The sequence below is a fragment of the Providencia burhodogranariea DSM 19968 genome (assembly GCF_000314855.2).
Classification (GTDB): domain Bacteria; phylum Pseudomonadota; class Gammaproteobacteria; order Enterobacterales; family Enterobacteriaceae; genus Providencia; species Providencia burhodogranariea.
This window is the reverse complement of record NZ_KB233222.1, coordinates 2,440,530-2,452,522: the sequence shown is the minus strand read 5'-3', so window position 1 is coordinate 2,452,522 and position 11,993 is coordinate 2,440,530. Positions and strand designations below refer to the sequence as shown.

Below are 11,993 nucleotides of genomic sequence, written 5' to 3'. Positions count from 1 at the left end.
GAAACATGGCTAGACTGAAAAAGTGGTCAAAAGAACTTATTGGTTTGATAGTGATTTTATTCATTGTCTTTACCGTGATGGATCTTTGGCGAAAACCTGAAAGCCTAGCGCCTATATTGCTTGAGCCACAAGTTCTTGCAACGGGTGAAAGTATCTCTTTAGCGGCATTAAGTGAAAAACAACCTGTTTTAGTTTATTTTTGGGCGACATGGTGTGGGGTCTGTAAAATTACTTCACCGACAGTTGCTGAATTAGCAAAATCAGGTGTTCCTGTTATTTCTGTTGCATTGCGTTCCGGTGATAGTGAACGTTTGCTGGCAGGTATGGCGAAAAAAGATCTTAATTTCCCAGTGATCAATGATATCAATGGCCAGTTAGCTAGTGCAGTTGGCATTAGTGCAACACCGACATTTATGATTATTGATAACGGAAAAATGGTTAGCTTTACTAGCGGCTGGACGAGTTACTGGGGAATCAAAGCGCGTCTTTGGATAGCTTCTTTCTAGATTTAGCTCGCTAGTTATTGATTAAAGCTCTCTTTGAATTATTACTCAAAGAGAGCTTTTTATTGAGTAAAATTAAAACTCTAAGTTACGAATAAAACGATAATCAGCAGATTCAGGTTTGAGTCGATATAAATTTGCTGGTCTGCCTCTTTCTTGACGTTTTTCGCCTGTATCAATTAATAAATCTGCTTGTTCTAAACGACGCCTGAATGATTTTTTTTGTAGTGTTTTACCGATTAATACTTCATGTACATGCTGTAACTCTGTTAGCGTAAATATTTCTGGTAAAGCAAAGCCCGGCACAATTGAGTAGAGTGATTTTTGTTTTAATCGATCACGTGCTTGTAGATACAGATCTGCGTGATCAAAAGCTAACGGCATCTTTTCAATTTCGTCTATAGATACCCATTTGACTGAATCAACAGTATCGATATGATGCTCACATGCTTGGTGGGTGATTAGTGCCGTATAACAAACGGTAACTGACCAACCTCGTTTATCTCGAAGGTTATTACCAACTGTGCATAGTTGCTCAATATAAGGGGGGATCACACCCGTCTTCTCTTTCAGTTTTCGTAGAATAGCGTCTTCAAGCGTGTTGTCTTGTTCTTCATTAATAAACCCCCCAGGAAATCCCCACATCCCGTTATCCGGATGATTAGCGCGTTCGACAATCAGAACTTTTAAGGTTTCATCATGGTAGGTAAATAGCACTGCATCGACACTCAGGAGCGGTGAAAGATATTCTTGTCGATTATAGTGAGCTAAATATTCTTGTTCATTCATCATGTTAGGGCTGCTGGATCATTTTGTAATTAATGGTGGTAATCATACATTAAAAAACATTTTTTGTCATTAAGACACTTAATGCTTGACAGGTTAGTGTCCATAGGACAATATTCAATTATTGTCAAAAAGACACTAATTGAGGCGACTATGTTTAACATTAATTATTTTAAAGCAGATTCATCGACTTTTATTATTAAATCGGTCAATGGTAAGGTTATTAAACAAGGTAAAGGGATCAGTTTTTGGTTCAATTCAGCCACAACATCTATTGCTGCTTTACCGTTGAATGCGCTTGAAGCTCCCTTTATTTTTAATTTGCAAACAGCTGATTTTCAAAGTTTAAGAATTCAAGGTCAGATCTCATTTCACATTAAAAATCCGCAAAAAACGGCAGATGTATTAAATTATAATCTGACTAAAGATGGCAAATCCTATGCTTCTGAAGATCCGTTAAAATTGAGTGATAGAGTGGTGCGTAGTGCACAAACACTAATTCAAGCTAAAGTACAAAGCACTTCAATGCGTGAGGCATTATTAATGAGCCAAGCTTTAGTAACTCAAGTGAGCAAACAATTAGCTACACATTCAGCACTTGAAGCATTAGGGATTGATATTCTTGACGTTTCAATTGCAGCGATCACACCATCTCCTGAAACATTAAAAGCGCTTGAGGCTGAAGCAAGGGAATCAATTTTAAAAGAAGCCGATGATGCTATATACGCAAGAAGAAAGTTTTCTGTTGAGCAAGAACGAACGATTAAGGAAGCTGAATTAGAAACAGATTTATCGGTTCAAAATAAGCAGCAACAAATTGAAGAGGCACGTTTGGAAAATGAACGAACTTTATTACGGGAAAGAGCTGAAATTGAGCAAGAAAAGTTAGTTGCACAAGTCAATGCTGAAGCAAAACGTAATGAACTTGTTAGGTTAAGTGTTGAAAATCAACGAACACAGTCTGATGCGGATGCTTACGCGATTGAAGCCAAAATGAAAGCCTATCGTGAGTTACCTGTCGAAAATTTAAAAGCGATGGCACTGGCTAAAATGAACCCTGAACAGTTAATGGCAATAGCATTTGAATCTTTGGCACAGAATGCAGGAAAAATTGGTGAACTGAATATTTCACCTGATTTGTTTGGCCAAATGATGAAAAAAGGAGCTAAGGCATGAATGGATTAGAAGATGCACGCTTTATATTAGTCATCCGAAAAACGCGCTTACAGGAGCTAATTGAACGTTTTAATACTTGGCCACAGGCGAAGTTTTATTTGGAGCATAATCAGGTCGAGGTAAATGATTATCTTGATGAACATGATCAATATCAGAAGCAGTTAGTACAAGCGGAATCTGTCCTTAAATCGCTGGGACGATTCCAGCTATTGGAACGTGCGTTATTACCGAGCTATCAATTCTCTGCTCGCGATATCGTGATTGTGATTGGACAGGATGGATTGGTCGCAAATACACTAAAATATTTAAATGGCCAACCTGTTATTGCAATAAATCCAGATCCTTCTCGTTGGGACGGTAAGTTGCTACCTTTTGAAATCGGACAGCTTAATGATGTTGTGATGAAGACATTAAAGGGGAAAATGCCACAGAAATCTGTCACTTTTGCTCAAGCGACGACCAATGATGGGCAAACCCTATTAGCAGTGAATGATTTATTTATCGGTCCTAAGAGTCATACTTCAGCCCGTTATATTATAAAATGGCGTAATGAACAGGAGTTTCAATCATCATCTGGGATTATTGTTTCAACAGGATTAGGATCAACAGGATGGTTTCAATCGATTTTAGCCGGAGCTAGAGCAATAATGGAAGCCGATGAGCATCCGTTATCGAAAGGATTTGATTGGGAAGAGAGAAAACTTCAATTCAGTGTCAGGGAACCTTTTCCCAGTAAAACTACGGGCATACAGCTGATATTTGGAACAATTGAAGACAACTCACCGCTGCAATTGGAATCGTTGATGCCTGAAAATGGGATAATTTTTTCTGATGGTATTGAAGATGATTATTTGCGTTTTAATGCAGGCAGTATAGTTACGGTAGGCATTGCAAGCATACAGGGACAATTGATATATCCGTGATAGTTCGCGCGGCAGCGTCATTGATTTTGGTCATTCGCACTAGTCACATACTTATATATGCCCCTCGGTGCTGTTGATATTTATATAATAATTGTTCATCGATATTTTGGTATCCACATATTGATTAATGATAGGGCAACCATCGATGAGTCATTTCTTGTTAATTTATCATATCGACTTGATATCGTTCTAAAATGCTTTATTCTCGCAAACGCATTTTCAATAAAATGTCTTACTTTATAAAGTTCCCAGTCCATATGATCATTGTTTAAAAGATTCACTTTCCTTCTTGGGATCATTGGCGTCTAGCCTTTTACATTCGTTAAATAAGCCCGAAATTTCTCACTATCATAACCTTTATCTGCTACTGTGAAATCACATGAGGGACTATTTGCAATCAATTTCTTCAGCAAAAAACAATATCGTATCTCTGTCCACCGGATAGCTCAAAATTAACAGGGTAACCATCACTATCAACTGCTAAATGGATCTTCGTGGAATGACCTCCACGGCTCTTTCCTTTCTCTTCATTTTCTTCTGTTGCCGCGCCCGTAGCATGTTGATGAACCCGTACAATTGTTCCGTCAATAAAGAGATATTTGCTATCAGAAAAGCTAGATAACTTGATGAATATTAATCTTATAATACCCTTTCTAGCCCAAAGATTAAGCCATCTAAAAATAGTGCTCCATTCCTCCAAACTCCTTGGAAACATCTCGCCATAGGCAACCGGTTCTCATTCGATATAATATGATTTCAAAGGTCATTCTATGTTCGAATTTATTGTAAGCCCGACCGGTATCTCTCATAAGTTTGCATAGCGTAACCCGCTGTTTTTCTGTGAGTATTGCTCTCGGCATGGTGATTTCTGTTGTGTTTTTTTTGCGAAATCATTATACAACATCACCATGCCGTTCAATAAACACACAAAGATCAACAGCCCCTAGGGCTTCGCTCGTTTGTCGCCTAGCTGCAACTCGAATTATTTAGGGTATATCTTGGTTATATTTCAAGTTGCCGAGAAATAACTTAAATTATTTGAATATATCGGTCATGTTCTTAGTTTAATTTTACAAATAAAAAATGCGCAAAGTGCCACTTTTGCTATAGTTAAATCATCATTTCAAGTCTCTCATTCTCTTGTCGTTTCACTACAACTCATATGATTTCGGGTATATCCGTTATGTTTTTAGTTTAATTTTATAAATAAAAAGTGCAAAAAGTGCCAAAATGGCACTTTTGATGTAGTTAAATCATAATTTCGAGTCTCTCATTCTCTTGTCGCCTAGCTGCAACTCGAATTATTTAGGGGAAATGTACGGATTATTTAAAGGTAATTTAAGGATAGTTATGGCGAGTATAGCACTACGTTTAGTGACTCAGCTCAATTTGTTATATCCTTAGCTGGCACCTCAATCGAGTGGTTTATACACAATTGAGGTTTTTAATTATGAGTTAGCTGTTTTTTTGCGTCGACCAAGCAATAGAGCAATTACGACAAATACCACTACCATTGCCCACATTGGCCAATTACTCCAGCGTGCATAAGGCGTTAGTCCTGTAGTTGGAGTAATTTCGGCAGAAAGTACGGCAGCCTTAAATTGTGGTAATTCAGCTTGAATGGATCCATCCGCACGAATAATAGCAGTTACACCATTGTTAGTTGCGCGAAGCAATGGACGGCCAAGTTCAAGTGCTCGCATCCTCGCCATCTGGAAATGTTGCCATGGACCAATAGATTTTCCAAACCAAGCATCATTCGAAACCGTTAATAGATAATCACTATCAGGTTTGAAGTTATCTCGGACCTGAGTTCCAAGAATAATTTCATAACAAATAGCTGCTGTAAGGTGCATGTTGCCAACGGCTAGTTGTGCTTGCTGATAATCACCTCTACTAAACCCAGACATAGGTAGATTAAAGAATGGTGCGATAGGGCGCAAAATATCTTCTAACGGTACATATTCACCAAAAGGTACAAGATGGTGCTTGTTATAGCGATTCTTAGAAGGATAGAGGTAGGGTTTTTCATCACCTAAGACAATCATCGTATTATAGAACTGATAGTCACCATTAGCTGGGCGAGCATCAACAATACCTGTAATCAACTTGGTATTTGATTCACGTAATAAATTATCCAGTGATTTTAACCAAGCTTGATTATCCAATTCGACAGAAGGAACGGCGGACTCAGGCCAGATTATCAAAGATGCTTTGCCTATATAAGGCTGTGAAAGTGCCATATAGGTATCTTTGGTATGCTGTAAATAGCTCGCTTCCCATTTCATAGATTGAGCAATATTACCCTGAATAAGCGCGACTTCAGTTTTTTTCGATTCTAAAGGTGTATACCACTGAACGTTCTTAAGAGCTAAAGGTGCAAACAATAAAACAACGGCAACGGCTAATGCGCTATAACTCCGACGAACTAGAGCTAAAGCCAATAAACCACTAATACTAAAGAGTATCAGTGTCATCATTTCGACACCAAATATCGGTGCTAGCCCTTTCATTGGCCCATCAATCTGACTATAACCGAACTGTAACCATGGAAAACCGGTAAGCACCCAGCCACGTAAAAATTCAGTAAGTTGCCATAAAGCTGGCGCGGCAAAGACGAATCGCCATACCGTTGGGGCAGAAAATAATTTTGAGAGGAGATAACCAAATAGCCCAGGATAAAGAGCGAGATAGGCTGCTAGTAAGATAACAATAAAAATGTTAACAACTTCAGGCATCCCACCAAAATCAGCAATACTAACGTATACCCAGTTTACACCCGCGCCAAATAGACCAAAACCCCATGCAAAAGCAATCGTGAAAGATTGTTTTGGGCTACGGTGTAGTGTCAATAATTGGAGAAATAAAAGTGATAGGAGTGCGGCAGGCCAGAGGTCGAAAGGCGAAAAAGCCAGTGTACCACTGGCTCCAAAGATTAAAGCCAGTAGCAGCCGTAGCCACTGACTTTGATAATATGACGTTAAGTTCATTAAGTCTTTTCTTCATCCAGAGTTGGCAATGGCGCATCGTCAGGAATTTTCACATGGAGTAAGATAATCCTACGGCTATCTGCCATGGCAACTTTAAATTGATAGTCATCAATTGTAATAGTTTCACCACGAGAAGGTAAATGACCGAAAGCTTGCATCACAAGGCCACCAACAGTATCAACTTCATCGTCGCTAAAGTGTGTATTAAAGGCCTCATTGAAGTCTTCAATCTGGGTTAAGGCTCTTACTGAGTAAGAGTGCTGACTTAGCTGGCGAATATCAACATTATCTTCGTCATCGTACTCATCTTCAATTTCACCAACAATAAGCTCTAAGATATCTTCAATGGTAACAAGCCCTGATACACCACCGAACTCATCGATCACAATTGCCATGTGATAGCGCAGTGAACGGAACTCTTTTAGTAACCGATCGACACGTTTACTTTCTGGAACGACAACGGCTTGACGTAATACTTTATCAATACTGAATGGTTCTGCATCAGTTCGCATAAATGGCAATAAATCTTTTGCCATTAATAGCCCTTCTATATGATCCTTATCTTCACTGATAACAGGAAAACGAGAGTGGGCGGAGTCGATGATGACATCAAGGCACTCATCTAAAGTTTGATTGCGTTTTAGGGTCACAATCTGAGAGCGCGGGATCATAATGTCACGAACCCTTTGGTCGGCAATATCCATGACGCCTTCTAGCATGTCACGAGTATCGGGATCGATAAGGTCGTTCTGTTCAGAATCACGGATCAGTTCGACTAAGTCACCACGGTTTTTAGGTTCACCGTGGAACAAGTGGTTTAAAAGTGCAAAAAACCCTTTCTTAGGACCAGGGTTGTCATTACTCGAAGAGTTATCGTCGCTCATGGCGTTTTATTTCTTATTCCCCAATTGATGGTTTATTAAATTAATATTTAGCATAAAAATAGGTGCTAGGTCATTCTTTTTCTACAAGATAAGGATCAGCATAGCCTAATTCAGCTAAAATTTCTGTTTCTAAGCCTTCCATTTCTTCAGCTTCCTCATCTTCGATATGATCATATCCAAGCAGATGCAGGCAGCCATGAACAACCATATGTGCCCAATGTTCTTCTGCGCTTTTTTGTTGTTCAATAGCTTCTTGCTCTACAACTTGGCGACAAATGATTAAATCACCAAGTAGTGATAATTCAACTTCGGGTGGAGCTTCAAAAGGAAAAGATAGCACATTGGTTGGCTTGTCTTTTCCTCGATAAGTTAGGTTTAAATGCTGGCTTTCTTCTTCATCAACAATACGAATAGTGACTTCGCTTTGTGGTTGAAATTGAGATAAAACCGCTTCTAACCAACGTTGAAATAGAGCTTCACTTGGAAGATCAGTTGTTTCTTCACAAGCAACTTGTAAATCAAGAATGACTTCACTCATTTAATTATTTTCCTGCTTTTCTAATTCTCTTTGTTGCTCTTTTTCTTCTCTTAGTTGCTGGCGGCGTTTATTGTCTTGCTCTTCCCATTTTTCATAGGCGATAACAACTTTAGCAACGACAGGGTGGCGCACAACATCTTCACTATGGAAGAAATTAAAACTAAGGTCATCAACATCAGAAAGTACTTCAATTGCATGACGCAAGCCAGATTTATTACCGCGTGGCAAATCAACTTGTGTAATATCACCGGTAATAACAGCTTTTGAATTAAACCCGATACGAGTTAAGAACATCTTCATTTGTTCAAGAGTGGTGTTTTGGCTTTCATCTAAAATAATAAATGCATCATTGAGTGTACGACCACGCATATAAGCTAATGGTGCAACTTCAATAACATTACGTTCAATCAATTTTTCGACTTTTTCAAAACCTAGCATCTCGAATAGCGCATCATAAAGTGGGCGCAGATAAGGGTCGACTTTCTGACTTAAATCACCAGGCAGGAACCCTAATTTTTCACCAGCCTCTACCGCTGGGCGTGTTAGCAAAATACGACGAACTTCTTGACGCTCTAAAGCATCAACAGCAGCGGCTACTGCAAGATAAGTTTTACCTGTACCTGCTGGGCCAATCCCAAACGTAATGTCATGATCTAAAATATTGGCAATATATTGCGCTTGATTCGGTGTACGAGGTTTGATGACACCGCGTTTGGTCTTGATATTTACTGCTTTGCCATAATCCGGCACGCTATCGTTAGCTTGCTCTAACACGCGGCTTTCAGAGATCGCGAGATGAATTTGCTCTGGATCGATATCAGGGATAATGCCACGTACTTGAGCTGTTTCAACGTAAAGCTGGCGTAAAATTTTACTTGCAGCTTGAATGTTAAGTGCCTTACCCGATAACTTGAAACGGTTATCACGACGATTAATTTCGATCGCAAGGCGACGTTCAAGCTGTTTGATATTGTCATCAAATGGCCCGCAAAGGCTCATTAAGCGTTGGTTATCTGCGGGCTCTAAAAAGATTTCTTGTGTTGCGATTTGCAACGGTTTTTTATCAGTCACTGAGTATCCTATCGTTAGGGTTGGTAGTTACCAACACCAAGCTCATCTTCTTTACGAGTACGTGCGATGACGGAAGCTGGGGATTCCTTAACACGTAAATCCATTTGGTCTTCGGTACGAATGGCTTTTCCACGTAGAGAGTTCGCATAAACATCAACGATTTCTACGTCAACAAAGTTACCAATCATATCAGGTGAACCTTCAAAGTTCACGACGCGGTTGTGATCAGTACGGCCGGAAATTTCCATTATATTTTTACGCGAAGTTCCTTCCACTAAAACACGTTGTACCGTGCCTACCATAGCACGACTGAATCTCATTGCTTGCTGGTTGATGCGCTGCTGAAGAATTGCCAAGCGCTGTTTTTTCTCTTCTTCTGATACATCATCAGGTAAATCTGCAGCAGGGGTACCTGGACGAGCAGAATAAACAAAACTAAAACTCAGGTCGAAATCAACATCTGCGATGAGTTTCATTGTTTTTTCGAAATCATCATTGTCTTCACCGGGGAAACCAACAATAAAGTCAGAGCTAATGAGAATATTTGGGCGCGCTTTACGTAATTTACGAATAATCGCTTTATATTCTAGTGCTGTATGCGCACGTTTCATTAAAGTTAAAATGCGGTCAGAACCACTTTGAACGGGTAAGTGCAAATAACTCACTAGCTCAGGGGTATCTTCATAGACCTCGATAATGTCATCGGTAAATTCAATTGGATGACTTGTCGTAAAGCGTACACGGTCGATACCATCAATTGCAGCGACAAGACGAATTAACTCTGCAAATGTACAAATGTCACCATCAAAGGTTGCGCCGCGATAGGCATTAACGTTCTGACCTAATAGGTTAACTTCGCGTACACCCTGCGCTGCTAATTGTGCGATCTCAAACAGAATGTCATCACATGGACGACTAACTTCTTCTCCGCGAGTATAAGGAACTACACAGAATGTACAGTATTTATTACAGCCTTCCATGATGGATACAAATGCAGTTGGTCCCTCGGCTCTTGGCTCCGGTAGGCGGTCAAACTTTTCAATTTCTGGGAAGCTGATATCGATAACAGGGCTACGTGTACCTTTAACCTGATTAATCATTTCCGGTAAGCGATGAAGAGTTTGTGGGCCGAAGACGATGTCGACACTCGGCGCACGCTGTCGGATAAATTCACCTTCTTGAGATGCAACGCAGCCACCCACACCAATAATGATATCGGGATTGCGGTCTTTGAAAAATTTCCAACGCCCTAGTTGATGGAAAACTTTTTCCTGTGCTTTTTCACGGATTGAACAGGTGTTTAGTAACAACACGTCAGCTTCTTCAGGAATTTCAGTAATTTTATAACCGTGAGTACTTTCTAATAGTGAGGCCATTTTTGATGAGTCGTACTCATTCATTTGGCAGCCCCAAGTTTTAATATATAACTTTTTATTCGTCGACATGTCTATATCCAGTGTTTTCGAAGCGGCTAGTATAATGGACTCCGAAACGCATTGTATACACGTGATACTTCAAGGCGTCGCTTTGTTCGCTACGACTCGAACTATTTAGTGTAAAAATCCAAAGTCCCGTCCAGTTTTGGGAAGGCGCACGCATTTTTGATCATAGACATCATTCTATGATAGAAAAAATGCAAAGATAGCCTGAATCTATGCTCTAAAGCTAAGTTATGCGATGCCTCAAAGACTGGCTATTGCCTATTGTTTTAAAAATTAACTCGTATTGTATTCATTTGAAGCATCAGTGACCAGCGTCTCGGGTAGAGATATTCCCAGCCAGCTTAACAATTTTTCGGTACACTACGTAAATCAAACAGTTAATAGTAGCTAATGTGATGAATAAACTAACAGAATATTATGATGTTGTCGTGGTTGGTGCAGGTATGACTGGCACTGCTGCGGCTTTAGGGTTTGCTCAAGAAGGTATGCGTGTTGCATTACTTGAGAAGATTGAGCCGGCTGCTTTTGATATCAAGAGTATACCTGATGTTCGTATTTCTGCGATTAGTCGTTCATCGGTAGATTTACTCAAGCAATTAGGTGCTTGGCAGCATGTTGAAGCAATGCGCTGTGTTCCTTATCGCCAACTTGAAACTTGGGAAGAACAAGGTAGTAATGTTGTCTTCGATGCTAAGGATTTAGGTTTATCAGAGCTTGGTTTTATGGTGGAAAACCGTGTGTTACAGCTAGCGCTTTGGCGTGAATGTGAAAAACATTCCAACCTTGAGCGCATTTGTCCTGTACAACTAACTCATCTTTATCAATCTAATGAGCATAAAGATTGGGTAATTTCTCTTGATGATGGGCGTGAGTTACAAGCTAAGCTGGTGGTTGGTGCTGATGGTGCTAATTCACAAGTACGCAAACTCGCGGGTATTGGTAGTAGAGGCTGGCAATATCGTCAATCATGTATGCTGATAACTGTTCAAACTGCCGAATCACAGCAAGAAAAAACGTGGCAGCAATTTTTCCCATCGGGTCCTAGAGCTTTCTTACCTTTATATGATAATTGGGCATCTCTGGTCTGGTACGACAGTCCAGCGAAAATTCGACGCTTACAGTCGATGTCGATGGATCAATTGACTAGTGCCGTTATAGAGGCATTTCCTAAGCGTTTAGGTAAAGTAACTGCATTTGCATCAGGTGCATTTCCATTAAACCGTCATCATGCGAACCGTTATGTGATTGAAGGACTCGCCTTAGTCGGGGATGCTGCACATACTATCAACCCATTGGCAGGGCAGGGTGTGAATCTGGGTTATCGCGATGTAGAAACTTTGCTTAAAGTCGTTACTCAGGCGAAAGAGTATCTTGAACCGTGGCATTCCTTAGAGGTACTGAAACGTTATCAGCGCCGGCGCTTACCGGATAACCTAATGATGCAAACGGGAATGGATATATTTTATATGGCATTTAGTGAGAATCTGCCAGGTTTAAAAATGATGCGTAATCTTGGTTTAATGGCCGCTCAGCGAGCTGGAGAAGCAAAAAAGCTTGCGCTCAAGTATGCATTAGGTCTTTGATTTGTTATGACTAGCCCTGATATAGGTTGACAACTTTTCAGGCATAAAACGCTCGATGAACCTCATTGGGTGTTTTATAATTTAATGATAAATGCAG

General features: G+C 40.0%; 10 protein-coding genes and 1 pseudogene. 4 read left to right on the top strand and 7 right to left on the bottom strand.

Annotated elements, in window-relative coordinates; genetic code table 11:
• Window positions 1-5: 5 nt before the first annotated feature.
• On the top strand, window positions 6-506 hold the full coding sequence (locus OOA_RS10460; protein ID WP_008912121.1) for a protein disulfide oxidoreductase: 501 nt from the start codon (window positions 6-8) through the stop codon (window positions 504-506).
• Window positions 507-578: 72 nt separating this feature from the next.
• Here the strand turns inward: OOA_RS10460 and OOA_RS10455 are convergent, their stop codons facing one another.
• Window positions 579-1,292 (bottom strand): NUDIX hydrolase, encoded by a 714-nt coding sequence (locus tag OOA_RS10455; RefSeq protein ID WP_040691284.1) that lies wholly within the window; start codon window positions 1,290-1,292, stop codon window positions 579-581.
• 150 nt (window positions 1,293-1,442) lie between these two features.
• Here OOA_RS10455 and OOA_RS10450 point away from each other — a divergent pair, with 150 nt between their 5' ends.
• Window positions 1,443-2,465: an SPFH domain-containing protein gene (locus tag OOA_RS10450; protein ID WP_008912119.1), complete on the top strand. Its 1,023-nt coding sequence runs from the start codon at window positions 1,443-1,445 to the stop codon at window positions 2,463-2,465.
• Window positions 2,462-3,388: a diacylglycerol kinase catalytic domain-containing protein gene (locus OOA_RS10445; protein ID WP_008912118.1), complete on the top strand. Its 927-nt coding sequence runs from the start codon at window positions 2,462-2,464 to the stop codon at window positions 3,386-3,388. The genes OOA_RS10450 and OOA_RS10445 overlap by 4 nt, the downstream gene beginning before the upstream one ends.
• Window positions 3,389-3,483: 95 nt before the next feature.
• Here OOA_RS10445 and OOA_RS10440 read toward each other — a convergent pair.
• From OOA_RS10440 to miaB, 6 genes and pseudogenes are all read right to left on the bottom strand, one after another.
• A pseudogene (locus OOA_RS10440) lies at window positions 3,484-4,248 on the bottom strand (IS5 family transposase).
• Between the two features lie 588 nt (window positions 4,249-4,836).
• The gene (lnt, locus tag OOA_RS10435; protein WP_008912115.1) at window positions 4,837-6,378 is read right to left on the bottom strand and encodes an apolipoprotein N-acyltransferase; all 1,542 of its coding nucleotides are present in this window, start codon (window positions 6,376-6,378) and stop codon (window positions 4,837-4,839) included.
• Window positions 6,378-7,262: a CNNM family magnesium/cobalt transport protein CorC gene (gene corC, locus OOA_RS10430; RefSeq protein WP_008912114.1), complete on the bottom strand. Its 885-nt coding sequence runs from the start codon at window positions 7,260-7,262 to the stop codon at window positions 6,378-6,380. The genes lnt and corC overlap by 1 nt, the downstream gene beginning before the upstream one ends.
• Before the next feature lie 70 nt (window positions 7,263-7,332).
• The gene (gene ybeY, locus OOA_RS10425) at window positions 7,333-7,800 is read right to left on the bottom strand and encodes an rRNA maturation RNase YbeY (protein ID WP_008912113.1); all 468 of its coding nucleotides are present in this window, start codon (window positions 7,798-7,800) and stop codon (window positions 7,333-7,335) included.
• Entirely contained in the window at window positions 7,801-8,853 is a 1,053-nt protein-coding gene (locus OOA_RS10420; protein ID WP_008912112.1) for a PhoH family protein, read from the bottom strand.
• 32 nt (window positions 8,854-8,885) lie between these two features.
• Window positions 8,886-10,316, bottom strand: a complete 1,431-nt coding sequence (gene miaB, locus OOA_RS10415) for a tRNA (N6-isopentenyl adenosine(37)-C2)-methylthiotransferase MiaB (protein WP_008912111.1) — start codon at window positions 10,314-10,316, stop codon at window positions 8,886-8,888.
• A 392-nt stretch (window positions 10,317-10,708) separates the two neighbouring features.
• Between miaB and ubiF the strand changes: the two genes are divergently transcribed.
• A complete protein-coding gene (gene ubiF / locus OOA_RS10410; protein ID WP_008912110.1) occupies window positions 10,709-11,896 on the top strand; it encodes a 3-demethoxyubiquinol 3-hydroxylase in 1,188 nt (395 codons plus the stop codon).
• Window positions 11,897-11,993: the final 97 nt, after the last annotated feature.

Excerpts from the sequence above, each read along its gene's own strand:
- OOA_RS10460 (WP_008912121.1), top strand. The coding sequence starts at position 6 with ATGGCTAGACTGAAAAAGTGGTCAAAAGAACTTATTGGTTTGATAGTG.
- OOA_RS10455 (WP_040691284.1), bottom strand. The coding sequence starts at position 1,292 with ATGAATGAACAAGAATATTTAGCTCACTATAATCGACAAGAATATCTT.
- OOA_RS10450 (WP_008912119.1), top strand. The coding sequence starts at position 1,443 with ATGTTTAACATTAATTATTTTAAAGCAGATTCATCGACTTTTATTATT.
- OOA_RS10445 (WP_008912118.1), top strand. The coding sequence starts at position 2,462 with ATGAATGGATTAGAAGATGCACGCTTTATATTAGTCATCCGAAAAACG.
- lnt (WP_008912115.1), bottom strand. The coding sequence starts at position 6,378 with ATGAACTTAACGTCATATTATCAAAGTCAGTGGCTACGGCTGCTACTG.
- corC (WP_008912114.1), bottom strand. The coding sequence starts at position 7,262 with ATGAGCGACGATAACTCTTCGAGTAATGACAACCCTGGTCCTAAGAAA.
- ybeY (WP_008912113.1), bottom strand. The coding sequence starts at position 7,800 with ATGAGTGAAGTCATTCTTGATTTACAAGTTGCTTGTGAAGAAACAACT.
- miaB (WP_008912111.1), bottom strand. The coding sequence starts at position 10,316 with ATGTCGACGAATAAAAAGTTATATATTAAAACTTGGGGCTGCCAAATG.
- ubiF (WP_008912110.1), top strand. The coding sequence starts at position 10,709 with ATGAATAAACTAACAGAATATTATGATGTTGTCGTGGTTGGTGCAGGT.